The 25,555-nt window shown below is 63.7% G+C and carries 19 protein-coding genes; 16 read left to right on the top strand and 3 right to left on the bottom strand.

Annotated elements, in window-relative coordinates; translation table 11 throughout:
* The first annotated feature begins 6 nt into the window (after positions 1–6).
* The 10 genes from ACSU1G_RS18095 (at position 7) to ACSU1G_RS18050 (ending at position 10,140) form a co-directional block, all read left to right on the top strand.
* Positions 7–1,038, top strand: coding sequence for a zinc-dependent alcohol dehydrogenase family protein (locus tag ACSU1G_RS18095; RefSeq protein ID WP_439281367.1), 1,032 nt, complete (start codon positions 7–9; stop codon positions 1,036–1,038).
* Positions 1,035–1,700, top strand: coding sequence for a DUF2291 family protein (locus tag ACSU1G_RS18090; protein WP_439281366.1), 666 nt, complete (start codon positions 1,035–1,037; stop codon positions 1,698–1,700). The genes ACSU1G_RS18095 and ACSU1G_RS18090 overlap by 4 nt, the downstream gene beginning before the upstream one ends.
* The gene (locus ACSU1G_RS18085) at positions 1,697–3,226 is read left to right on the top strand and encodes a sugar ABC transporter ATP-binding protein (protein ID WP_439281365.1); all 1,530 of its coding nucleotides are present in this window, start codon (positions 1,697–1,699) and stop codon (positions 3,224–3,226) included. Before ACSU1G_RS18090 ends, ACSU1G_RS18085 begins: the two co-directional genes overlap by 4 nt.
* Positions 3,227–3,246: 20 nt before the next feature.
* Positions 3,247–4,383, top strand: a complete 1,137-nt coding sequence (locus ACSU1G_RS18080; RefSeq protein ID WP_439281364.1) for an ABC transporter permease — start codon at positions 3,247–3,249, stop codon at positions 4,381–4,383.
* Positions 4,384–4,447: 64 nt separating this feature from the next.
* A complete protein-coding gene (locus ACSU1G_RS18075) occupies positions 4,448–5,434 on the top strand; it encodes a substrate-binding domain-containing protein (protein WP_439281363.1) in 987 nt (328 codons plus the stop codon).
* A 99-nt stretch (positions 5,435–5,533) separates the two neighbouring features.
* A complete protein-coding gene (locus ACSU1G_RS18070; RefSeq protein ID WP_439281362.1) occupies positions 5,534–7,291 on the top strand; it encodes a dihydroxyacetone kinase family protein in 1,758 nt (585 codons plus the stop codon).
* Entirely contained in the window at positions 7,288–7,761 is a 474-nt protein-coding gene (locus tag ACSU1G_RS18065; RefSeq protein ID WP_439281361.1) for a ribose-5-phosphate isomerase, read from the top strand. Before ACSU1G_RS18070 ends, ACSU1G_RS18065 begins: the two co-directional genes overlap by 4 nt.
* A complete protein-coding gene (locus tag ACSU1G_RS18060; protein WP_439281360.1) occupies positions 7,754–8,575 on the top strand; it encodes a triose-phosphate isomerase family protein in 822 nt (273 codons plus the stop codon). The genes ACSU1G_RS18065 and ACSU1G_RS18060 overlap by 8 nt, the downstream gene beginning before the upstream one ends.
* A 20-nt stretch (positions 8,576–8,595) precedes the next feature.
* A complete protein-coding gene (locus ACSU1G_RS18055) occupies positions 8,596–9,426 on the top strand; it encodes a DeoR/GlpR family DNA-binding transcription regulator (RefSeq protein ID WP_439281359.1) in 831 nt (276 codons plus the stop codon).
* A 48-nt stretch (positions 9,427–9,474) separates the two neighbouring features.
* Positions 9,475–10,140: a 2-phosphosulfolactate phosphatase gene (locus tag ACSU1G_RS18050; protein ID WP_439281358.1), complete on the top strand. Its 666-nt coding sequence runs from the start codon at positions 9,475–9,477 to the stop codon at positions 10,138–10,140.
* Here the strand turns inward: ACSU1G_RS18050 and ACSU1G_RS18045 are convergent.
* From ACSU1G_RS18045 to ACSU1G_RS18035, 3 genes are all read right to left on the bottom strand, one after another.
* Positions 10,137–10,628, bottom strand: a complete 492-nt coding sequence (locus tag ACSU1G_RS18045; protein WP_439281357.1) for a SprT-like domain-containing protein — start codon at positions 10,626–10,628, stop codon at positions 10,137–10,139. The genes ACSU1G_RS18050 and ACSU1G_RS18045 overlap by 4 nt on opposite strands.
* A gap of 117 nt (positions 10,629–10,745) precedes the next feature.
* A complete protein-coding gene (locus ACSU1G_RS18040; RefSeq protein ID WP_439281356.1) occupies positions 10,746–11,273 on the bottom strand; it encodes a hypothetical protein in 528 nt (175 codons plus the stop codon).
* An 80-nt stretch (positions 11,274–11,353) separates the two neighbouring features.
* Positions 11,354–12,220: a spermidine synthase gene (locus ACSU1G_RS18035; protein WP_439281355.1), complete on the bottom strand. Its 867-nt coding sequence runs from the start codon at positions 12,218–12,220 to the stop codon at positions 11,354–11,356.
* A gap of 194 nt (positions 12,221–12,414) precedes the next feature.
* On the opposite strand from ACSU1G_RS18035, the gene ACSU1G_RS18030 reads away from it, so the two are divergent.
* From ACSU1G_RS18030 to rpoC, 6 genes are all read left to right on the top strand, one after another.
* Positions 12,415–14,097: an ABC transporter substrate-binding protein gene (locus tag ACSU1G_RS18030; protein ID WP_439281354.1), complete on the top strand. Its 1,683-nt coding sequence runs from the start codon at positions 12,415–12,417 to the stop codon at positions 14,095–14,097.
* 94 nt (positions 14,098–14,191) lie between these two features.
* A complete protein-coding gene (locus ACSU1G_RS18025; RefSeq protein ID WP_439281353.1) occupies positions 14,192–15,196 on the top strand; it encodes an ABC transporter permease in 1,005 nt (334 codons plus the stop codon).
* Positions 15,193–16,143: an ABC transporter permease gene (locus ACSU1G_RS18020; RefSeq protein ID WP_439281352.1), complete on the top strand. Its 951-nt coding sequence runs from the start codon at positions 15,193–15,195 to the stop codon at positions 16,141–16,143. Before ACSU1G_RS18025 ends, ACSU1G_RS18020 begins: the two co-directional genes overlap by 4 nt.
* Before the next feature lie 49 nt (positions 16,144–16,192).
* Entirely contained in the window at positions 16,193–17,851 is a 1,659-nt protein-coding gene (locus ACSU1G_RS18015; RefSeq protein WP_439281351.1) for an ABC transporter ATP-binding protein, read from the top strand.
* A 220-nt stretch (positions 17,852–18,071) separates the two neighbouring features.
* On the top strand, positions 18,072–21,566 hold the full coding sequence (rpoB, locus tag ACSU1G_RS18010; protein WP_439281350.1) for a DNA-directed RNA polymerase subunit beta: 3,495 nt from the start codon (positions 18,072–18,074) through the stop codon (positions 21,564–21,566).
* A gap of 52 nt (positions 21,567–21,618) precedes the next feature.
* On the top strand, positions 21,619–25,494 hold the full coding sequence (rpoC, locus tag ACSU1G_RS18005; protein WP_439281349.1) for a DNA-directed RNA polymerase subunit beta': 3,876 nt from the start codon (positions 21,619–21,621) through the stop codon (positions 25,492–25,494).
* Positions 25,495–25,555 lie beyond the last annotated feature (61 nt).

The raw sequence follows: 25,555 nt of genomic DNA, 5'->3' as shown, positions 1-25,555 counted from the left end.
GCAAAGATGCGCGCAATTGTATTCACGTCCGAAGGCCAGTTGGCACTCGAGGAGCGTCCTACGCCGACGCCCGGATACAAAGAGATCCTCATTGAGACTGCCGCGGTCGGCATCTGCGGAACCGACACGCACGTGTTCGACGGCGAGTTCGAGGGAACGGTGTTCCCCCTGGTTCCCGGACACGAGGCGACCGGCACGATTGTCGCTCTGGGCGAGGGTGTCAACAGCGGCGTCTTCGACTTCAAGGTCGGCGACAACGTCGCGGTGAACCCGAGCACCACCTGCGGTGAGTGCGAGTTCTGTCTCAATGGCCACCAGAACCTCTGCCGTTTCTGGAACGGACTGGGTGTGGTTGCCTCAGACGGTGCGGCGCAGCAGTTCTTCACCGCACCAGCCGGCAACGTCTACAAGCTCAAGCCGGAAACAGACCTTTACCAGGCAGCGCTCATCGAACCGCTCGCGTGTGCGATCCGCGGGTGGGATGTTCTGCCACGCCGTCTCGGTGACCACGTTCTGGTGTACGGCGCCGGGACCATGGGCCTGCTGATGGCCCAGCTCGCGTCGAAGGCTGGAGCCGCGACGGTCACGATCGTCGACCTCAACGCGGCGCGACTCGAGACCGCCGCCGAGTGCGGAATCGAGCTGCGCTACACGAGCCCCGATGAGGCAGAGCGTGAGAAGTGGGATGTCGTCATCGACTGCACCGGCAACATCCGGGCGATCGAGGACGCTCTCACCCGTGTGAAGCCGGCCGGGTTCTTCCAAGACTTCGGCGTTGCGCCGGCCGATCAGATGGCGAAGTTCTCGCCGTTCCGCGTCTACCGTGACGAGATCTCGATCGTGGGAACCATGGCGGTCCTCAACTCCTTCGGCCGCGCAGTCGAGCTCTTCGAAGCCGGAGCGATTAACGCTCCCGCCATGATCAGCCACTCGTTCACTCTCGACGACTACTCCGAGGCACTGGAGCTGTTCCGTCGGGGCGAGGGACGCAAGCTCCAGATTCGTCCGAACGACACCGAATCGCGGGTCTTCCTGTGAGCGGGGCGGCAGGCACCTCGTCGAAGACGGCGGGCAAGAAGCTCTCACCAGGCGCCAAGCGCGGCGTCTGGATCGGCGTGATCGTTCTCGTCGTCCTGGGCATCGTCTTGGGCACCAAGGCCGTTCCGAGCGATGACCCGCTTGCCCAGGGAGCCGTGGTGTTCGACCCGGCGACCTTCGGCGCGGACAAGTTCCCCACCGTTCAGGAGGGCATCCTCGAGCGTGCGACTCCTGCCGTGACTCTCGCGGAGGCCATTGCAGCAGATCCGGATGCCGCCGCGGAAGAGTACGCGATCGCAAGCTCCGGCGGCCCCGTCTACAGCGTCACCTTCACCGGCGTCGTCGGCGAGGGACAGTCGGGCATCTATGAGGTGGCAGTCGAGGGCATGCCGAGCGACCACCTCATCCGCATGCAGACCGGACCCGCCATCAACGGCACCGAACTGCGTGACGCGAGCGGAGACATCGTGTTCGGTGAATTCAAGAACCAGATCGACTTCCAGAACGCGGCCGCTGCGCTCAACGAACAGCTGAAGGTCGATGTCCTCGCCGACATCGACACCGCCGCTCTTGCGGGCGAAACAGTCACGGTGACGGGCGCATTCACTCTCGTGAACCCGGCCGGATGGCTGGTCACCCCGATCGAGATCGACGTCCAATGACCGACGGTCCTGGTTTCGACGACGTCGTCCTCGAAGCCCGCAACATTGTGAAGACGTACGGGGGAACCCGTGCTCTCAAAGGCGTGAACTTCCAGATCCGCAAGGGCACCGTCACGACGCTCTTCGGGGAGAATGGCGCCGGTAAATCGACGCTCATGAAGATCCTCTCCGGCGTGGAGCAGCCCACGTCGGGCGAGATCATCCTTGACGGTGAACCTGTCGTCTTGTCATCGACGACCGTTGCTCGGGACCGTGGAATATCGATCATTCACCAGGAACTCAGCCTGGCTCCGAACCTGTCCGTGCGCGACAACATCTTCATGGGACGCGAGATCACAGGTGTATTCGGGATCGACTATGCGGAGGAGACCCGGCAGGCGAAGGCGCTTCTGCTCGATCTGCAGCTACCGATCGAGCCGGACACACTGGTCGCCGATCTTCGGGTCGGCCAGCAGCAGATCATCGAGATCGCTCGCGCACTGTCGGTGAACTCTCGAATCCTCATCATGGACGAACCGACCTCGGCGCTCGCCGCTGCAGAGGTCGAGGTTCTGTTCGGAATCATCCGTGATCTGCTCGCACGTGGCGTGGCGATCGTGTACATCTCGCACCATCTCGAGGAAGCGCTGGAGGTCACCGACCATGCCGTCGTTCTCCGAGACGGCTCGATGACAGCCCTGGGTCAGCGTGCGGACATCGACCTCGAGTGGATCGTTCGCAACATGGTGGGCGAGCACTTCGATCTCGGCTCGCCGCCCACCGGCTACGAGTTCGGCGACACCGTACTCAGCGTCAAGGGCCTCACTGTTCTTGACCGTGAAAACCCCGAGCGTGCGATCGTCAGCGGGCTTGACCTCGACGTCAGGGCCGGCGAGATCGTCTGCATCTACGGACTCATGGGAGCCGGGCGCACCGAGTTGCTCGAGGCCATCGCGGGCAAGGAACCCGTCGCTGAGGGAGACATTCTCCTGGACGGCGAATCCATCCTCTCGAAGTCGATCGCCAGCCGCATCTCCTCTGGCGTCGGCCTCGTGCCAGAGGACCGCCAGCGCGATGGTCTCGTGCAGACCTTCGACGTCGGCACGAACCTCACCCTCGCGAGTCTGGACAGCAGTCTCGTGCGCGGCATGATCTCGCGCAGTGTGGAGAAGGCCCGAGCGCAGGAGCTCATCAAATCGGTCACCGTCAAGACACCGGGGCCGGATCTCCCGATCGGCTCGTTGTCGGGTGGCAATCAGCAGAAGGTTGTGATCGGCAAGATCATCGCCACCGACCCCCGGGTCATGTTGCTCGATGAGCCCAGCCGCGGGATCGATGTCGGCGCGAAGGGCGAGGTCTTCCGCCTGCTCGCCGAACGCGCACGCAACGGCCTCGCGGTCGTCTATTCCACTTCCGAAGTGGGCGAATGCCTCAGCATCGCGCACCGGATCATCGTGATGCGACGTGGTCGGATCTCAGCCGAGTTCACGCCCGACGTTTCCAAAGACATGATCATGGCCGCCTCTGGCGAGGCCGTGGCCGCCTGAATCCCAGATCGGATCGGACAATGACGACAACGACCACCGCCATCATGGCAGGCAAGAAGCAGTTCTCGTTCACGAAGCTGCTTCTGGAAGGGCGCGCCTTTCTCGCGCTCATCCTGATCATCATCGTGTTCTCAGTGATGTCACCGAACTACTTCACTGTCGACAACATTCTGATCATGTCCTCCCACGTGGCCATCTACGCCCTCCTCGGACTGGGGATGCTCATGGTGATCCTGAACGGAGGCATCGACCTCTCGGTCGGATCCACGCTCGGATTCTCCGCGGTCATCGGCGGTTACCTGCTCCAGGGGGTGCCGATCAACTTCCTGGGGATGACGCTGTATCCGAGCGTTCCCGTCGTGGTGCTGCTGTCCTGCGGCGTCGGTGGGCTCGTCGGGCTCGTCAACGGCATCCTGGTCGCGAAGTTCAATGTCGCGCCCTTCGTCGCGACCCTCGGCATGCTGTACGTCGTGCGTGGACTCGCGCTGCTGATGACAAACGGCCTCACGATCAACAACCTCGAGGGCGTCCCCGAACTCGGCAACACCGGGTTCGACTGGCTCGGGTTCAACCGCATCCTGAACATTCCGATCGGTGTCATCATCATGGGCGTCGTGGCGCTGATCCTGGGCGTCGTGCTCGGACGCACGAAGTTCGGTCGTTGGCTGTACGCCTCGGGTGGAAACGAACGCGCAGCAGAACTCTCGGGTGTTCCGGTCAGATCCGTCCAGATCTGGGTTTACGTCATCTCTGGCACGTGTGCTGCGATCGCAGGCCTCATTCTCGCTTCGACTCTGACGAGCGCGAGCCCGACAGCGGGCAACACCTACGAGTTGACGGCGATCGCCGCTGTCGTCATCGGAGGAGCTGCGCTCAGCGGCGGTCGTGGCAACGTCCGCGGCACGTTGCTCGGCGCGTTCGTGATCGTCTTCCTCTCCGACGGACTCGTCATCGTCGGCGTCTCCGCGTACTGGCAGATGGTCTTCATCGGTGCAGTCATCGTGATCGCGGTGCTGCTCAACACTCTCCAGTACGGGCGTCGGCGCAAGCCGGCAGCCACGAGTCCTGCTGCTCCCGTGTCGCCGGTCGCCGTTGGCGCGACGACTTCCACAACGTCGGAAAAGGATGCTTCGGCCACAGCCGAGCCCAAATCCTAACCACGAACTCGGCACCGAAGAACGTTGCCGAGACATCAAGAAAGGACACAATCACATGGTGCGCATGAAGACACTTGCTGCCCTCGCAACTGCGAGCGTACTCGTCCTCGGCCTCGCTGGCTGCGCCAGCGGAGGTACGGACGACGCAGCCGAGCCGACGGATACCGGAAGCGCTGACGGCGGCGGTCTCATTACGATCATCGTCAACGACCCGTCCAACCCGTACTGGAAGACCGAAGGCGACGTTGCCTCGGCTGTTGCCGAAGAGCTGGGCTACGAGGCAACGGTAGGCGCTCACAAGGGTGACGCCAACACCGAGAACACGCTCATCGACACGGCTATCTCGAACAAGTCTGTCGCGATCATCCTCGACCCGGCGAACGCTGACGGTTCGATCGCTGCGGTGAAGAAAGCCAATGCCGCGGACATTCCGGTGTTCCTGGTCAACGCTGAAATCAACGAGACCGGCCTCGCGAAGGCACAGCTCGTCTCGAACAACGCTCAGGGTGCCGCTCTCGGTGCCCAGGAGTGGGTTGCCGCCATGGGCGAAGCCGGCGAGTATGTCGAGCTCTTCGGCGCTCCCGCCGACAACAATGCTCAGACGCGCTCGAACGGTTTCACGACCGTGATCAGCCAGTACCCCGAACTCGTTCAGGTCGGCAAAGAGGTAGCCGACTGGGATCGCACCAAGGGTCACGACAAGATGCAGTCGCTGCTGCAGGCCAACTCGGACATCAACGGTGTCATGGCCGGTAACGACGAGATGGCGCTCGGCGCGATCGCCGCGCTCAAGGAAGCCGGCAAGCTCGAGGGCATCGTCGTCGGTGGGTTCGACGGCGCACCTGACGCTGTTGAGGCTGTCATCGCTGGCGAGATGGCCTACACGGTGCTGCAGCCGGTCGCTGTCTTCGCCGAAGAGGCCGTCGTCCTGGCGGACACCTTCATCCGCACGGGCGAGGCTCCTGCGGAGGAGAAGCAGTCCTTCGACTGCATCCTCATCACGGCGGACAACGCTGCCAACATGACGGCGCCGTTCACCTACACGCCCTGATCGACTGAGTAACATCTCGCGCGAACCTGCGCGAAACGGCGGGGGTGGGAGCCTTCCGGCATCCGCCCCCGCATTTTCACACCAAGACCGAGAGACACTATGAGCTACGTTGTGAATGACCCAGCGGCCTTCGCCGATGAATCCACTCTCGGATTCATCGCGGCGAACAAGGCTCTCGTGCGGCGGGTGACCGGCGGCGTCGCACGCCGCTCGGCAACACCGGACGGACAGGTCGCCATCGTCGTCGGCGGCGGATCCGGTCACTATCCTGCCTTTGCTGGCCTTGTCGGCGCAGGGCTCGCGCACGCCGCGGCACTGGGTAATGTCTTCGCATCGCCGAGCAGCCAACAGGTCTATTCCGTCGCCAAATCTGTGGCGACGAAGGCCGGAGTGCTCCTCAGCTACGGCAACTACGCCGGTGACGCATTGAACTTCGATCTCGCACAGCGCAGGCTGATCGCCGAGGGCATTGCCTGCCGCACGGTGCGGGTGACCGATGACATCTTCAGCGCCTCCGTGGACGAGCGCGAGAAGCGCCGCGGCATCGCGGGGGACCTCGCGATATTCCGTGCTGCGGCATGGGCAGCAGAGCAGGGGTTCGACCTCGATGCTGTCGCCACGATCGCCAGCCGTGCGAACGAGCGGACACGGTCCATCGGTGTCGCCTTCTCCGGGTGCACTCTTCCCGGAGCAGCCGAGCCTCTGTTTAGCGTTCCGGCAGGGCAGATGGCTGTCGGGATGGGCATTCACGGCGAACCGGGCATTGAGATGAGGCCTTTGCCCACCGCGCGCGAGTTGGCAGTGTTCCTCGTCGAGAGCCTGCTCTCCGAGATCCCCGACGGCGTCTCGGTCAACGGGGCCAAAGCGGGCATCATTCTGAACGGTCTCGGCGCTGTGAAGTCCGAGGAACTGTTCGTCATCTACGGCACCGTTGCCGCAGAGCTGGAAGCCGCAGGCGTCGCCGTGATCGACCCGGAGGTCGGCGAGCTCGTCACCAGCTTCGAGATGGCGGGCGTCTCGCTGACTGCTTTCTGGCTCGACGACGAGCTGGAAGCCGCGTGGACCTCGCCCGCTTACGCCCCGGCGTACCGCAAGGGCGTCGTGGCGCGCGGGGATGAAGCCGATGTCGCCGACGAGGCCATGGACGAGGTTTTCGCTGTCGTGGGCGAAGCATCCGACGCTTCGGTGGCGAGCGGGCAGCGTGTGGCCGCGGTCATCGAAGCCATTCGGGTGGTCATTGATCGCGAAGCCGACGAACTGGGACGACTCGATGCCATCGCCGGTGACGGGGATCATGGCATCGGAATGAAGCGCGGTTCCCTGGCTGCTGCTGCTGCCGCGGCGGAAGCGGTGAAGCGCGGCGCAGGGGCAGGATCGGTCCTCACGATCGCCGGAGATGAATGGGCCGACAAAGCAGGCGGCACCTCGGGTGCGCTGTGGGGCGCTGGACTGCGTGCTGTCGGCGAGACGGTCGGTGACCAGGATGCTCCGGATGCCAGAAGTATTGCGGCCGGCATCGAAGCTGCGCGTGCGGCAATCCAGGACTTCGGAAAGGCGATCGTCGGGGATAAGACTCTCGTCGATGCGCTGGTTCCCTTCGTGGAGACACTGGCAGCGCGGGTGGCCGATGGGGCCGGGCTCGCCGCAGCCTGGACGGATGCCGCGTCGGTTGCGAGCATCGCCGCCGACGCCACCGCAGAGCTGCTTCCCCGGATGGGCCGGGCCCGCCCGCACATGCAGAAGAGTCTGGGAACACCGGACCCCGGCGCGATTTCCCTCGCGTTGGCGATGACCGCGGCATCCGCGGTGCTGAACAGCTCGGCTCAAAACAGTGCAGATACAGAGGAGAACTCATGACCGCTCAGTGGCGCATCGTCGTCGGATCCGACGACGCAGGATTCCAGTACAAGGAAGCACTCAAGGCCGACCTGGAGAAGGACCCGCGCGTTGCGTCGGTCATCGACGTCGGAGTGGATGCGGACGGGCACACTGCTTACCCCCGCGTGGCGATCGCTGCGGCTGAGAAGATCCGTGCGGGCGAGGTCGACCGCGCTCTGCTCGTCTGCGGTACCGGTCTCGGTGTCGCAATCGCGGCAAACAAGGTGCCCGGCATCCGTGCCGTGACCGCGCACGACAGCTACAGCGTCGAGCGCAGCGTGCTCAGCAACAATGCTCAGGTGCTCACCTTCGGCCAGCGCGTCGTCGGACTCGAACTCGCTCGTCGCCTGGCGAAGGAATGGCTCGGCTACGTCTTCGATGAGGGCTCCGCCTCTGCCGAGAAGGTCGCGGTCATCGAGGAGTACGAACAGACAGGTACCTGTGAGTGACCCATCGTCGGCGTCCGAGAGATCGGCATCCGAAAGCCCTGTGATTCTCGGGATCAGCCTGAAGCTGTACCTCGATATCGCCCAGACCACGCAGTGGGCGCTCGACGTCGCTGCGATCGCGCGCGCTCATGCGGCAGTAAAGAGTGGTGCAGTCAGGCTGTTCGCGCTGCCCTCTCTGCCAGCGCTTCCCGCTGTGCGCGAGGCGCTGACCGACAGCGAAGTGGCATGGGGTGCGCAGGATCTTCACTGGGAGGATCGTGGCGCGTTCACCGGTGCCATCAGTGGCGCCGACCTGGCAGCCGTCGGCTGCAGCGTCGTGGAAGTCGGTCATGCCGAGCGACGGCATGTCTTCGGCGAGAGTGACGACATGATCTGGCGGAAGCTGGCAGCAGCATTCCGCAACGGATTGACGCCGGTGTTCTGCGTCGGCGAGCAGGAAGAGATGTCTGCGGATGCCGCGGGGGCGGAGTGCATTGCTCAGCTCGAGGCGGCGCTCGCCTCAGCAGTCGCGCATGCCGATGTCGATCAACACGGTTTCGTCGGTGAACTCATCGTCGCCTACGAACCAGAGTGGGCAATCGGCCGGGCGCAACCGGCATCGGTGGAACACGTCATCGCCGTGGTTGGCGCATTGCGCGCCCGGCTGGCATCCGAATCATCGCTGCGCTCCTCCTCGGTGATCTACGGCGGCAGCGCGCAGCGGGGCACGCTGGCCGCGCTGGGTAACAGTGTGGATGGGCTCTTCCTCGGTCGTTTCGCCCACGACCCGGAGGATCTCGCTCACATCATCGACGAAGCCGCCGCGCTACGGTGAATGCTGGGAGGTCGAATTCGATGGACAGCACGACGCACGAGGATGACACCGCGGCAAGCGATTCACGGCAGAGCCGCCAGCTGACGCGTCAGCGTGCGATCACCGAGGCGGTGATGGCCGAGGGATCCGTTCGAATCGAGCAGCTCGCGGAACGCTTCGACATCAGTGTCATGACCGTTCATCGAGATCTCGACGACCTTGAGGGTCGGGGACTCCTGCGTAAGAACCGCGGCGTCGCGACCGCGCTGTCGACCGCGCTCGTCGAGTCCTCCGACGTGTACCGGACCGGTCGAGAGAGCGCTCAGAAAGAGGCGATCGCGCACGCCGCACTCGAGTTCATCGAGCCGGGGCAGGCGATCATGCTCGATGATTCGACCACCGCGATGCACCTCGTCCCTCATCTGAGGGCGAAACGGCCGCTGACGGTGATTACCCACACGCTCACGATCATGGATCAGCTCCGTGGGGCGAACGGCATCACCCTGCTGGGGCTCGGGGGCGAATATCACAACTGGTGCAGCTCATTCATGGGGCACATCACCACCACCGCCATCAAGGCGATGCGCGCCGACCTGTTCATCATGTCGACCGCGGCCATCACTGATGACGTCGCCTTCCACCAGACGCTGGACACGGTGGACGTCAAACGCGCCATGTTCGATTCTTCGATGAAGCGCATCCTTCTGGCTGACAACACGAAATTCGACAAGCGGGCGCTGCACGCGCTGCTGCCGCTGAGCGAGTTCGATGCGGTCATCGTCGACACGGACACAGACCCCAGCCATGTCGCTCGTCTGCGAGGCAAGGGCGTCGAGGTCGTGGTCGCCCGCCGGCCAGCGGCAGTGCGCTGAGTCGTCGGCTCACACCGCGCCGCTCGAATCCGGCCATAGGCTGGATGAATGCCTCAGCCGTTCGACCAGTCCTCGTATCAAGTCCGCTTCGAATGGGGCGTCGCTGGTCTCACGCGCCTCGCCCCGGCAGACGTGGTCGTGGTTGTTGATGTGCTCCGCTTCTCATCGACGGTGACGGATGCCGTGGCATCCGGACGCAGCGTCTTACTGACGGATGCCGCGGGCTGGTCGCGAAACGGCGCAGCGACGGCCGCTGCGGCCGCCGAGACCGGTGCGACGGTACTGCTCGGATCGTTGCGAAACGCTTCGGCGGTCGCGCGCACGGTGCTCGAGCTGCAGAATCGGCGCCAGCAGCGCACCTCGGTCGCGGTGATCGCGGCGGGTGAGCTGACGGATGCCGGAGAGCTCCGTTTCGCCGTGGAAGATCAGCTCGGCGCGGGAACGATCATCGCGGCACTCAGCGACTTGGGCGCCGATCACACCTCACCCGAGGCCGCAGCAGCATGCGAATCGGCGCGGGGGCTGCGTCGGGCGATGCGGCATCTGCTCACCGCATCCGGATCCGGCAAAGAACTCGCGGATGGCGTCGCGGTGACCGCACGCATCGAAGCGGCCGGACTCGTTCCTACCGAAACAGCCGCAGCAGCTGAGGTCGACGCGACTGACGCCGTGCCCGTGCTCGCGGATGGCGTCTTCGTCGCGTTCGAGGCTTAATCCCGCGGCATCTGTGCGGCCAAGCGCACGGCCGCGCTGATCTCACGACGCACCCAGTCGAACGCGAACCGCGCATCGAACGCCCGCGAGCACTTGGCGCATGAGGTCGGCCGGCCCGGTCGCCGATGCCGATAGGTCACGTGCCCGGCAGGGCAGGTGCCGACCCACGGCGCCAGTTCTTCTGCCGTTTCGCCGCGGTGTGTCGTGCCTCCGACATAGCCGAGATCGCGGGCGATGTGTTTCCACTTCGCACCGTGCGCGGCACGGTGACCGGCGAGCGCGTGGGCGACCTCGTGCAGCAGCACCTGATGGATCTCATCGTCGTCGAAACGTGCGGCGAGATAGCGCGAAACGGTGATCCGCTTCGCCTGAAAATCACACTGTCCGGCGCGGCGCTTCGCATGGTCGAAACCGAACGACCATGAGTCATCCAGGTGCAACCGAATCAGCGCCTCGCCCCAGATGCGCACACGGTCAAGTTCGGCCATGCGCCAAGGGTAAATCATCCCGCGGACATTTAGCGACAGTGCAGTGACGCTCCAGTGCAGTGACGCTCCAGTGCAGTGACGCTCCAGTGCAGTGACGCTCCAGCGCCATCGTCTAAGTTAGCCCGTGATGAGTTGGCTGCTGCCGCGCTTCTGAGCGGCTTCAATCGCCAGCAACGCGGTCTCCAGTTCCTGGTCCGGAGCGCCGGTCTCGCGACGCAGGAACAGTGCCCGTTTGAAACTTTCGCGCGCCTCGTCGAAGTCACCGGCGTCATAGGCATTCTTGCCGTGGTGCTGGTGCGCGAACGCCGCGATCGAGGCCCAGCCTTGACCTTCGGCTTCTGACGCGCACGTGGCCAGTTCCTGCCCGGCCGCAGCGAACGCGCCGCGGTACTGCAGAATCGTTGCGTGCAGCACACGGGAGCGCAGTACGTCCTTGCGTGTGCCAGCCATACGGGCGACGCGCACTGATTCGTCAGACAGTGTGAGTGCCTCGTCGAGGCGGTCGAGGACCTTCAGTAGCCAGACGCGCTCCAACAGTGCCGGCAGGCTCCGCTGTGTCTCGATCTCGGCCAGTCGGTCGGCGCATTCGCGCAGATCAACCTGTTCCCGAAGAGTCTCTGAGTCGTAACCCCTGATGTAACCCATATGCTCTCCTCTCGCAGCGCTCTTCCCAGTGTGCCTGCCCGTTCAGCGGACTGACGGTTGGCGCGCCCCGGACAGCGATTTCAGCGCAGGAAGATCGACGCGTCAGGCTTGGGGGATGCCACGGCATCCGCATCGGTGACGATTCGTGCGCCCTTGGCGAAGGCGGTGACCTCCGCATCCTGAGCGATCTTCGCCGGATGTGGACCTGCCGCCAGCATCCGTGGAAGCCATTCGGTCGGCAGAGGAGAAGCGGATGCCGCGACCACGAGGTTTCCGAATCGGCGGCCTTTGAGTACCTGGGTGTCGGCGAGCAGCGCGACCTCGGGAAGCACCTGCGCAACGGTGGCGATCTGGCGCCGAGCGAAGGCAAGACCGGGCCCATCGGCAACGTTGATGAGCAGCACCCCGGTGGGCGCGAGCAGGGCGCGCAGTTCGGTGTAGAACTCGACGCTGGTCAGGTGTGCTGGCGTCTGCGCACCGGAGTACACATCCGAGACGACCAGGTCGCAGGCGCCGGTCAGCGCAGCGGGAAGTTTCTGCACTCCCGAGCGGGCATCGCCGATACGGATGCGGATCGCCGCCCCGCGAGGCAGCGGTAAGTTCTCGCGAACGAGCGTGGCCAGCGGTGCTTCCAGTTCGATCACCTGTTGCCGCGAACCGGGCCTCGTCGCCTCGATGTAGCGCGGCACGGTCAGCGCACCGGCGCCCAGATGCACAGCGGTGAGGGCCGCACCGGGGGAGGTCAGCTGATCGATCACCGCGCCCATTCGCACGACGTACTCGAAGTGCAGGTGAGTGGGGTCGTCCAGGTCGACGTGCGACTGGGGAGTGTCGTCGACGATGAGCTCGAATCCGCTCGTGTACTCCGAGGGGATGATCCGCGCGGTACCGCCGTGATCAAGGCGGGCCTGGGGATGCTCGGTGTCCTTCGCGCGCGTTCTGCCCATGGTCTCGAGCCTACGGCGTGCCGGTGAGCGAGTGCCCATGTCACGTGGCGTTACCGAGCTGATACCGGATCGCAACATGGATGCGTTTGGATTCCAGGAGCGGGCTGGGTAGCGTCGGATCATCACCGTGTTACGGGAGCGAAGACGCAACCGGCACGCGCAAAGAAGCGCCCCACCAGGGAAGGTACACAGACATGCTCCACTCATCCATGCGCCGGCGAGGTCTCATCGCCGTCACCGGAACCGCGATCGCAGCGATGCTGCTCGCGGGTTGCGTCGCCAGCGATCGCGGCGACGACACGGGCGACACCGCCGAAGGCTCGGGTGACATCGACGGCACATTCGTGTTCGCCGCATCATCTGACCCGGCCAGCCTCGACCCGGCCTTCGCTCAGGACGGCGAGACTTTCCGCGTCGCGCGCCAGATCTTCGAAGGACTCGTCGGCACCGTGCCCGGCACCGCCGACCCCGCTCCGCTGCTCGCCGAGTCGTGGGAGCCGTCCGAGGACAACATGTCGTACACGTTCGCGCTGAAGGAGGATGTCACCTTCCAGGACGACACCCCGTTCAACGCCGAAGCGGTCTGCTACAACTTCGACCGTTGGTACAACTGGGAAGGACTCGCGGCTTCTGAGGCGTTCGGCTACTACTACAGCAAGCTCTTCCACGGGTATGCATCGAACGCTGCGGATGCCGTCTACAAGTCCTGCACCCCTGATGGCGACTACTCGGTCACCATCGAGCTGAACAAGCCGTTCGCCGGCTTCATCCCGTCCCTCTCGCTGCCCGCGTTCTCGATGCAGAGCCCCTCCGCTCTCGCCGAATTCGAAGCGGATGCCGTGAGCGGCTCCGCCGAGGCGCCGCAGATGTCTGAGTATGCGATGGGGCACCCCGTCGGTACCGGTCCGTACCAGTTCGACTCCTGGGCGCCCGGTGAGAACGTCACCCTGAAGAGCTACGACGGCTACTGGGGCGACAAGGGTCAGATCAACGAGATCATCTTCCGCACGATCGATGACCCGACCGCACGCCGCCAGGCGCTCGAATCCGGCTCCATCGACGGTTATGACCTCGTCGGTCCCGCCGACACCGGTGCGCTTGAAGAAGACGGCTTCACCATGGTTCCGCGCCCGCCGTTCACGATCCTCTACCTGGCGTTCAACCAGGCGATTCCTGAGCTGCAGGATCCGAAGGTGCGCGAGGCGCTGTCCTACGCGATCGACAAGGACGCACTGATCACCCAGGTGCTGCCTGCGGGTACCGAGAAGGCCATCGAGTTCATGCCGGACTCTGTCAACGGTTACAACCCAGACGTCACGACCTACGACTACGACCCGGCGAAGGCCACGGCGCTGCTTGCTGAGGCAGGATACGACGAGGCCAACCCGCTGAAGCTGGACTTCAACTACCCGGTCAACGTATCCCGTCCGTACATGCCAGACCCCGAGCAGATCTTCACCGTGCTGTCCACGCAGCTCGCTGAGGTCGGCGTCGAGACCACACCGGTCTCCGAAGAATGGGTCGAGTACCTCGACCGCACCACTGGTACCCCGGATCACGGCATCCACCTGCTGGGCTGGACCGGCGACTACAACGACACCGACAACTTCGTCGGCGTGTTCTTCGGCGCGCAGAGCTCGGAGTGGGGCTTTGACAACCCGGAGCTGTTCCAGAAGCTCGCCGATGCTCGCGGAGTGTCCGACCTCGAAGAGCAGAGTGCCCTGTACGAGGAGATCAACGAGGACGTCGCGACGTTCATCCCCGGTGTGCCGCTCGCACACCCCGCTCCCACGCTGGCATTTGACCCGCGTGTGGAGAGTTACCCGGCCAGTCCGGTGAACGACGAGGTCTTCACGGACATCGTCCTCACCAAGTAGGGCTCACTGACGCGACACCCCTCTGGCTCCTGACCCTGTTCCAGGGCAGACCGGAGGGGTGTCGCGCCGCACCTGAAAAGCTGGGAGATACCTCTTGCTGCGTACTATCGGCAGGCGACTGCTGTTCCTCATTCCCACACTGATCGGCCTGAGCATCCTGCTGTTCGCCTGGGTCAGGGCCCTTCCCGGCGGCCCGGCCGTCGCCCTTCTCGGCGAGAAGGCGACACCGGATGCGATCGCCAGGGTCAACGAACTTTATGGCTTCAACAAGCCGCTCCTCGAGCAATACTTCATCTGGGTCGGAAGGCTCCTGCAGGGCGACTTCGGCGCATCGATCCAGACCAACCGACCCGTGCTGGAGGAGTTCCTGCGCCGGTTCCCTGCGACGCTGGAGCTGTCCATCGCCGCGCTCATCTTCGCGGTGGGTGTCGGTGTTCCGCTGGGCTATTGGGCCGCTCGCCGGCACGGCAAGCTCACCGATCACGCCTCCGTGGTGTTGAGCCTGGTCGGCATCACGATCCCGGTGTTCTTCCTCGCGTTCATCCTGAAGTACATCTTCGCGGTGGAGTTGGGGTGGCTGCCTTCCGACGGTCGCCAGAACCCGCGGATCGACGCCACTCATCCGACCGGCTTCTACATCTGGGACGGAATCATCACGGGGGAGTTCGACGCCTCATGGGACGCCCTCCTGCATCTCGTCCTCCCCGCGCTGGCGCTGGGCACGATCCCCCTGGCGATCATCGTGCGCATCACCAGGGCGAGTGTCCTTGAAGTGCAAAACGCGGATTACGTGCGCACCGGCCGGGCGAAGGGCGTCGCTCCTGCGACGCTGCGGAATCGCTTCATCCTCCGCAACTCGATGCTGCCCGTGATCACCACGATTGGGCTGCAGACCGGGTTGCTGATCTCCGGCGCAGTGCTCACCGAGACGGTGTTCGCCTTCCCCGGCATCGGCGCTTTCCTGGCTCGAGCGATCTTCACCAGGGACTTCCCGGTGCTACAGGGATTCATTATCTTCATCGCAATCGCCTATGCGTTGATCAACCTGGCTGTGGACGTGTCCTACAGCCTGATCGACCCGAGAGTGAGGGTCCAATGAGTGCAGTTCTTCCTCCCGCCCAAGGCGGAGAGATCATCAACACCGTCTCTGTCGCGCAGGCGAACCTCAAAGAGGGACCCGGTGGGTTCTGGCGGGACGTCTTCCGCAGAATCCGGCACAACCCGACCGCATGGGCGGGCGCGGCGATCGTCCTGCTTTTCGTTCTTGTCGCGGCGCTCGCGCCGCTGCTCGCCCCATACCCGGAGACGGCGCTGCCCGGTGCGAAGTTCATCACACCGACCCACATTCCGGGGCCCGGCGATCTCCCAGAGTTCCCTCTCGGGCTGGACCGCTTCGGCGGAGACGTGCTCTCCAAGCTCATCTGGGGTGCGCGGGCGTCACTCCTGGTCGGTGTCGTATCCACTGCGCTGGGGCTCGTTGGCGGCATGGTGCTCGGCCTCGTCGCCGGCACATTCGGCGGGTGGGTCGACACGGTCATCATGCGCATCGTCGACATCATCCTGTCGGTGCCGAACCTGCTCCTCGCCGTCTCGATCGCCGCGATCCTCGGGCAGACTCCGTACGCGGTGATGATCGCCATCGGAGCATCCCAGGTGCCGATCTTCGCCCGGCTGCTGCGCGCATCCATGCTGCAGCAGCGCTCATCGGACTATGTGCTCTCCGCGCAGACCCTCGGTCTGGGTCGAGGCAAGGTCACAATGTCGCATGTCCTGCCCAACGCGGTCGGACCGGTCATCGTGCAGGGCACGCTGACGCTGGCGACCGCCGTGATTGATGCGGCGGCGCTCTCCTTCCTCGGTCTCGGTGGCGGACGACCGGAGACAGCTGAGTGGGGGCGGATGCTCACCTACGCGCAGAGCGAGTTGGCGATTGCGCCATGGCTGGCGTTCTTGCCCGGTATCTGTATCGCGGTCACTGCGCTGGGCTTCACCCTGTTTGGTGAAGCTCTACGTGAGGCCATGGATCCCAGGACGAGGGCACGCTGAGATGTCTCCCGCTGACAAGACCCCTGCCTCCACGAGCAAGGAACTGAACATGAGCTCTACCCCGTTACTGTCGGTCCAGGGCCTCGCGGTCGACTTCTCCACGCTGGACGGTCCCGTCCATGCGGTCGAAGGTGTGGACCTCGAGATCTCTGCGGGCGAGACAGTCGCGATTGTGGGGGAGTCGGGCTCCGGCAAATCCACCACCGCGATGGCGATCATCGGCCTCCTCGCCGGCGGTGGACGCATCACTGCTGGCAGCATCCGTCTCGACGGGCGCGAGATATCCCAGGCGCCGGAGCGTGAGATGCGCACCATCCGCGGACGCGACATCGGGCTCGTGCCACAGGACCCGATGTCGAATCTGAACCCGGTCGCCAAGATCGGCACGCAGGTGGCCGAGACGCTCCTCGCCCACGGGCTCGCGACGCGCCACAACGTGTCGGCGAAGGTCGTCGAAGCGTTGGAAGCCGCGGGGCTTCCGGATGCCGCGAAGCGGGCCAAGCAGTATCCGCACGAGTTCTCCGGCGGGATGCGCCAGCGTGCGCTGATCGCGATCGGCATGGCCTGCAATCCGCGCCTGCTGATCGCCGATGAGCCCACGAGCGCTCTGGACGTCACGGTGCAGCGGACGATCCTCGACCAGATCGGGGCGATGACGCGTGAGCTCGGCACCGCTGTGCTGCTGATCACGCACGATCTGGGATTGGCCGCGGAGCGCGCGGAGCGAGTCATCGTCATGCACAGGGGCAAGGTTGTGGAGCAGGGCGCGGCCAGGCAGATCCTGGAGGCACCGCAGCATCCATATACGCAGTCGCTGGTGGCTGCTGCGCCCTCCGTCGCCGTCGCGCGACTGCAGCCGCAGGCGCTTGCGTCTTCGACGAAAGAACGGGCGCCTGAAGCATCCGGTGCAGTCGAAGCATCCGACAATATCGTCGAGATGAAGAATCTCACCAAGGTGTACCCGGTACGTGGTCGTGGTGAAGATTTCGTCGCCGTGAATGATGTGTCGTTGGTGATTCCGCGCGGTGAGACAGTCGCGATCGTGGGGGAATCTGGATCGGGCAAGACCACGACGGCACGGATGCTGTTGAAGGTGATCGAGCCGACCAGCGGCCTGATCACCTACGAGGGCAAGGACATCTCGAAGCTCAACCGTGCGGAGACCCGCGATTTTCGCCAGCGCGTGCAGCCGATCTTCCAGGACCCGTATTCGAGCCTGAATCCGATGTTCACGATCGAGCGGCTGATCGCCGAGCCGCTGGAGTTCTACAAGCGGGGAAGCAGCGCCGAGCGGCGCACACGCGTGCGAAAGCTGATGGATGATGTCGCGCTGCCGCATTCGATGCTGCGCCGGTATCCGTCTGAGCTGTCGGGCGGTCAGCGTCAACGCGTGGCGATCGCCAGGGCGTTGGCACTCTCGCCCGATCTGATCGTCTGCGACGAGCCGGTCTCGGCGCTGGACGTGCTCGTGCAGGACCAGATCCTCACACTGCTGCGCGACCTGCAGAGCGAGTATGGGCTCAGCTATCTGTTCATCTCGCACGACCTCGCCGTCGTGCGGCTGATCAGCGATTACGTGTGCGTGATGAAGGATGGCGCGCTCGTGGAAGCGGCGACATCCGAGGAAATCTTCACCAACCCTCGTGATCCTTACACCAGGCGCCTGCTGGCATCCATCCCCGGCAACGAACTCGATATCGCCTCGTAGCCGGCTGAGGGTGGGGCGAACGGATGCTTCTACCGCAGGTTTCGGAATTGGTCAAGGATCCCGCTTGCCATGTCGCGAAATCCGACGTATAGTTGATCTTTGCGCCTCGGTTCTCCCTGCCCTCATATGGTGGTCGGCAAGTTGTTGAGCATACGAGTGCGCAATCAACCTGACGACAAAGGAATCGAGAAGCCCTGCGGGGCTCACGGAGGTTATTCCCTTGGCTGCTGCTCGCAACGCATCCACATCCACCACCAACAAGAACGGGCGCGGCGTATCGCGGCTCTCGTTCGCCAAGATCTCCGACACGCTGGAAGTCCCTGACCTCCTCGCGTTGCAGACCGAGTCGTTTGACTGGCTCGTTGGCAATGAGACCTGGAAGGCCCGCCTCGCTGAAGGCAAAAAGGCCGGCCGCACGGACCTCAATGAGTTCAGCGGTCTGGAGGAGATCTTCGAGGAGATCTCTCCGATCGAGGACCTCAGCGAGACCATGCAGCTGAGCTTTACGAACCCGTACCTCGAGCCTGAGAAGTACTCGATCGATGAGTGCAAGGAGCGTGGCAAGACATACGCCGCTCCGCTGTACGTCGAAGCCGAGTTCATGAACCACCTGACCGGTGAGATCAAGACTCAGACCGTCTTCATGGGTGACTTCCCACTGCAGACGCTGCGCGGAACCTTCATCATCAACGGCACCGAGCGTGTCGTCGTGTCGCAGCTGGTCCGCTCGCCGGGTGTCTACTTCGACAAGTCCCCGGACAAGACCTCTGACAAGGACATCGTCTCCGCTCGCGTGATCCCGAGCCGTGGCGCATGGCTCGAGTTCGAGATTGACAAGCGCGACCAGGTCGGCGTGCGCATCGACCGCAAGCGCAAGCAGTCTGTCACCGTGTTCCTCAAGGCCCTCGGCATGACCAGCGAGGAAATCCTCGTTGAGTTCGCCGGTTACCCCTCCATCGAGGAGACCCTGGCCAAGGACACCATCCTTACCAAGGAAGACGCGCTTCGCGACATCTACCGCAAGCTCCGTCCGGGCGAGCAGGTTGCCGCTGAGGCTGCCCGCGCACTGCTGGACAACTTCTACTTCAACTCGAAGCGTTACGACCTCGCGAAGGTTGGCCGTTACAAGATCAACCAGAAGCTGGGCCTGAACCAGCCGCTGGACTCGTCGGTGCTGACCGTCGAAGACATCGTCGGGACCATCAAGTACCTCGTGCGTCTGCACCGTGGCGATGAGACCTTCGAGGGTCTCCGCAGCGGCAAGAAGGCCGAGATCCGGATGTCCACTGACGACATCGACAACTTCGGTAACCGTCGCATCCGCGCTGTCGGCGAGCTCATCCAGAACCAGGTCCGTACGGGTCTTTCCCGCATGGAGCGCGTCGTCCGCGAGCGCATGACCACGCAGGACATCGAAGCGATCACGCCGCAGACCCTGATCAACGTGCGCCCCGTCGTCGCCGCGATCAAGGAGTTCTTCGGAACGTCGCAGCTGTCGCAGTTCATGGACCAGAACAACCCGCTCGCGGGTCTGACCCACAAGCGTCGCCTTTCGGCGCTGGGCCCGGGTGGTCTGTCTCGTGACCGCGCTGGCGTCGAGGTCCGTGACGTTCACCCGTCGCACTACGGCCGCATGTGCCCGATCGAGACCCCTGAAGGCCCGAACATCGGTCTGATCGGCTCGCTCGCAACCTTCGCGCGCATCAACGCCTTCGGATTCATCGAGACCCCGTACCGTCGCGTCGTCGATGGCAAGGTCACTGATGACATCGACTACCTGACCGCGTCCGAGGAGAACGACTTCATCGTCGCTCAGGCCAACGCCGGTCTCAAGGCAGACGGCCGCTTCCGTGACGCACGTGTTCTGGCCCGCCGCCCCGGTGGCGAGGTCGACATGTTCGAGCCGACGGAGATCGGCTACATGGATGTCTCCCCGCGCCAGATGGTGTCGGTCGCGACTTCGCTCGTGCCGTTCCTCGAGCACGATGACGCTCAGCGCGCGCTCATGGGCGCCAACATGCAGCGTCAGGCTGTGCCGCTGCTGCGCAGCGACTCGCCGCTGGTCGGAACCGGTATGGAGGGCTACGCGGCTATCGACGCCGGCGACGTCCTCAGCGCCGAGAAGGCCGGTGTGGTCACAGAGGTTTCTGCAGACCGCGTCATCGTTCAGCTCGATGAGGGTGGAACCCAGGAGTACTACCTCCGCAAGTTCGACCGCTCCAACCAGGGCACGTCGTACAACCAGAAGGTTGTCGTCTCCGCTGGTGAGCGTGTCGAGGTCGGCGAGATCATCGCTGATGGCCCCGCCACGCAGAACGGTGAGCTCGCGCTCGGCAAGAACCTGCTGGTCGCGTTCATGACCTGGGAAGGCTACAACTTCGAGGATGCGATCATCCTCAGCCAGGACCTGGTGAAGGACGACACCCTCTCCTCGATTCACATCGAAGAGTATGAGGTTGACTCCCGCGACACGAAGCTCGGCAAGGAGGAGATCACCCGTGACCTCCCCAACGTCAGCCCCGAGTTGCTGAAGGACCTCGACGAGCGCGGCATCATCCGCATCGGAGCCGAGGTTCGCCCCGGCGACATCCTCGTCGGCAAGGTCACGCCGAAGGGCGAGACCGAGCTGAGTGCTGAGGAGCGTCTGCTCCGTGCGATCTTCAACGAGAAGAGCCGTGAAGTTCGCGACACTTCGCTGAAGGTTCCCCACGGTCAGCAGGGCACGATCATCGCTGTCAAGGAGTTCAACGCTGAAGACGGCGACGACGAGCTCGGCAGCGGCGTCAACCGCCGCGTCGTGGTCTACATCGCCCAGAAGCGCAAGATCACCGAGGGTGACAAGCTTGCTGGCCGTCACGGCAACAAGGGTGTCATCGCGAAGATCCTTCCGATCGAGGACATGCCGTTCCTTCCGGACGGTACCCCGGTTGACATCGTCCTGAACCCGCTCGGTATTCCTGGACGAATGAACTTCGGTCAGGTGCTGGAGACCCACCTCGGGTGGATCGCCAAGCAGGGCTGGAAGGTTGAGGGCAACCCGGATTGGGCTTCGACTCTGCCGAAGGCTGCCTTCGAGGCAGCTCCAGGTACAAAGGTCGCCACCCCGGTGTTCGACGGTGCGGAAGAGCACGAGATCGCAGGTCTCCTCGACTCCACGCTGCCGACACGCGACGGTGTACGCCTGATCGACTCGACCGGTAAGACGCAGATGTTCGACGGCCGCTCCGGCGAGCCGTTCCCGGCGCCGATCTCGGTGGGCTACATGTACATCTTGAAGCTCCACCACCTGGTCGACGACAAGATCCACGCGCGTTCGACTGGTCCGTACTCGATGATCACCCAGCAGCCGCTTGGTGGTAAGGCGCAGTTCGGTGGACAGCGCTTCGGTGAGATGGAAGTGTGGGCCCTCGAGGCCTACGGTGCGGCATACGCACTCCAGGAGCTCCTCACGATCAAGTCCGACGATATCCTCGGCCGTGTCAAGGTCTACGAGGCGATCGTCAAGGGCGAGAACATCCAGGAGCCTGGTATCCCCGAGTCGTTCAAGGTGCTCATGAAGGAGATGCAGTCGCTCTGCTTGAACGTCGAGGTCCTCTCGGCTGACGGCACGACGGTCAACCTCCGCGACACCGATGATGAAGCATTCCGCGCAGCGGAAGAGCTCGGTATCAACATCTCCAGCCGATTCGAGTCCGCCTCGATCGACGAGATCTGACGCTTCGACAGCGTCCGATTTCGCAGAATTTTATTGAGACACAGGAGAACTAGTGCTCGAGTCAAACACCTTTGATGAGCTTCGCATTGGCCTGGCCACCGCTGACGACATTCGCGGATGGTCCTACGGTGAAGTGAAGAAGCCCGAAACCATCAACTACCGCACGCTCAAGCCCGAGAAGGATGGCCTCTTCGGAGAGCAGATCTTCGGACCCAGCCGCGACTGGGAGTGTGCCTGCGGTAAGTACAAGCGTGTCCGCTTCAAGGGCATCGTGTGTGAGCGTTGCGGCGTGGAGGTCACCAAGAGCTCCGTTCGTCGTGAGCGTATGGGTCACATTGAGCTGGCCGCACCCGTCACCCACATTTGGTACTTCAAGGGCGTTCCTTCGCGTCTTGGATACCTGCTGGACATGGCGCCGAAGGACCTCGAAAAGGTCATCTACTTCGCCGCCTACATGGTGATTTCGGTTGACGAGGATGCTCGTCACCGCGACCTCGCCACGCAGGAGAACAACATCCGCCTCGAGCTGAAGACGCTGGGGGATCGCCGGGACTCGAAGATCGCTGAGCGCCTCACCAAGCTGGAGGAGGAGCTCGCCGCTCTCGAGGCGGAGGGTGCCAAGGCTGACGCTAAGAAGAAGGTCAAGGACGCCGCCGAGAAGGAGATGACTCTCACCCGCAAGGGTGCAGACGAGCAGATCGCCAAGCTTGAGCGCGTGTGGGAAGACTTCCGCACGCTCTCTGTTGGTGCGCTTCGTCCGGAGGATGACGTCTTCCACGAGCTGCAGGACCGGTTCGGACAGTACTTCGAGGCCTACATGGGCGCCGAGTCGATCCAGCGTCGCCTGGCAGCTTTCGACCTGCAGGCCGAGTCCGAGAGCCTGCGTCTGCAGATCTCTGAGGGCAAGGGCCAGCGCAAGATCCGTGCGATCAAGCGTCTGAAGGTCGTCAACTCGTTCCTGGAGACCGGCATGAGCCCGGCCGCCATGGTTCTCGACGTCGTTCCGGTCATCCCGCCGGAGCTGCGCCCGATGGTGCAGCTCGACGGTGGCCGCTTCGCGACCTCTGACCTGAACGACCTCTACCGTCGTGTGATCAACCGCAACAACCGTCTTCGTCGTCTGATCGACCTCGGTGCCCCCGAGATCATCGTCAACAACGAGAAGCGGATGCTGCAGGAGGCCGTCGACGCACTGTTCGACAACGGTCGCCGTGGTCGCCCGGTCACCGGTACCGGCAACCGTGCCCTCAAGTCCCTCAGCGACATGCTGAAGGGTAAGCAGGGTCGTTTCCGTCAGAACCTGCTCGGAAAGCGTGTTGACTACTCTGGCCGTTCGGTCATCGTCGTCGGCCCGCAGCTCAAGCTGCACCAGTGTGGTCTGCCCAAGCAGATGGCACTTGAGCTCTTCAAGCCGTTCGTGATCAAGCGCCTGATCGACCTCGGTCACTCGCAGAACATCAAGGCAGCCAAGCGCGCCGTTGAGCGCACCCGTCCCGAGGTTTGGGACGTGCTCGAGGAGATCATCCGCGAGCGTCCGGTGCTGCTGAACCGTGCACCTACCCTGCACCGCCTGGGCATCCAGGCCTTCGAGCCACAGCTCGTCGAGGGTAAGGCCATCCAGCTTCACCCGCTCGTGTGTGCCGCCTTCAACGCGGACTTCGATGGTGACCAGATGGCTGTGCACCTGCCGCTGTCGGTCGAGGCCCAGGCCGAGGCCCGCGTGCTGATGCTCGCGTCGAACAACATTCTGAAGCCGTCTGACGGTCGTCCGGTCACCCTGCCTTCGCAGGATATGATCATCGGCCTTCACCACCTCACGGTGGTCAAGAAGGGTGCTTCCGGCGAGGGACGTGCATTCGTTTCTGTCTCCGAGGCAATCCTGGCCAAGGATGAGGGCAGCCTCGACCTGCAGGCGAAGGTCCGCATCCAGATCCCGGGTCTGACCTTCCTCGAAGGCCAGGCTCCTGAGGGTTACGAGCGCCACGGCCTCGTGGACGCCTCGCTGGGCCAGGCGCTCTTCAACGCGACGCTCCCGAAGGGCTACCCCTTCGTGCGTGAGCCTGCCGACAAGGGCAAGCTCTCGCAGATCGTCAACAAGCTGGCCGAGGAATACCCCAAGGTCGAGACGGCTGCAACGCTGGACCGCATCAAGGATGCCGGGTTCTACTGGGCCACGCGCTCCGGTGTGACCGTCGCCCTTAGCGACATCCTCACTCCTCCGAACAAGAAGGAGATCGTCGGTCGCTACGAGAAGCTGGCCGCGAAGGTTCAGTCGCAGTACGAGAAGGGTCTGACGACCGACTCCGAGCGTCGCCAGGAGCTCATCAAGATCTGGACCGAGGCTACCGACGAGGTTCAGGTCGCGATGCGCGAGAACTTCCCGGAAGACAACAACATCAACCGGATGGTCACATCTGGCGCTCGTGGTAACTGGCTGCAGATCCGTAACATCGCGGGTATGCGAGGCCTGGTGAACAACCCGAAGGGTGAGATTATCCCTCGCCCGATCATCTCCTCGTACCGCGAGGGGCTGTCGGTTGCGGAGTACTTCATCGCGACGCACGGTACCCGTAAGGGTCTGGCTGACACCGCTCTGCGTACCGCCGACTCGGGTTACCTGACCCGTCGTCTGGTGGATGTCTCGCAGGACGTCATCATCCGCGAAGAGGACTGTGGCACATCGAAGGGCCTTGAGCTCCCGATCGCCGCACCGAACTCGCAGGGTGAGCTTGTGCGCGACGCGAACGTCGAGAACTCGGTGTTCGCTCGTACGCTGGCTTCTGGTGTTGTCAGCGAATCTGGTGAGGTTCTTGCCTCTGCCGGTGACGATGTCGGAGACGTTCTGATCGACAAGCTCGTTGAGCTCGGTGTTGACACCATCAAGGTGCGCTCCGTGCTGACGTGTGACTCGGCAGTCGGTGTCTGTGCACAGTGCTACGGCCGCTCGCTTGCAACGGGTCAGATCGTTGACATCGGAGAGGCCGTCGGCATCATCGCCGCACAGTCGATCGGTGAGCCCGGTACTCAGCTGACGATGCGTACGTTCCACACTGGTGGTTCGGCATCGGCGGATGACATCACTCAGGGTCTGCCCCGTGTGCAAGAGCTTTTCGAGGCTCGTACGCCGAAGGGTGCTTCGCCGATCTCAGAGGCCGATGGCCGCATCACGATCGACGAGAACGACAAGGCTAAGAGGGTTATCCTCACGCCAGACAACGGTGACGAGGAAGTGATCTACCCGGTGCTGAAGCGTGCAACGCTTCTCGTCGAGGACGGTCAGCACGTCACGGTCGGTCAGCCGATCCTGGTTGGCACGTTGGACCCCAAGGAGGTCATGCGTGTCATGGGTGCCCGCGAGGTACAGCGTTACCTCGTCAATGGCGTCCAGGGTGTCTACCGTTCGCAGGGTGTGCCGATTCACGACAAGCACATCGAGGTCATCGTCCGTCAGATGCTCCGCAAGGTCACCGTCGTCGATCACGCCGACACTGACCTGCTGCCGGGTGAAATGGTCGACCTCAAGCGTTACCAGGCAATCAACCGCGCGACTGTCGCCGAGGGCAAGCGCCCGGCGTCGGGTCGTTCGGAACTGATGGGTATCACGAAGGCGTCGCTTGCGACCGAATCGTGGCTGTCGGCCGCCTCCTTCCAGGAGACGACCCGTGTGCTCACCGAGGCTGCCATGCAGGGCAAGCGCGACCCGTTGATCGGTCTCAAGGAGAACGTCATCATCGGTAAGCTCATCCCCGCCGGAACTGGCCTCTCGAAGTACCGCGACATCATTGTCGAGGCGACGGAGGAAGCCAAGAGCGAGCGCTACCCGAACCGGATCTTCGCATCCGACGGCGCGTACGCCGAGGGCGACTTCGGTTACGTCGACTTCGACGCGTTCTCAACAGATGACGTCACCCCCGGTACTTACAACTGAGTGTGACTGATTGAAGAAGGCCCCGGTTCCGCAAGGAATCGGGGCCTTCTTCGTGCGTGCG

This window comes from Microbacterium sp. A93 (assembly GCF_051842835.1).
This window is presented reverse-complemented; position numbering and strand designations above follow the sequence as displayed.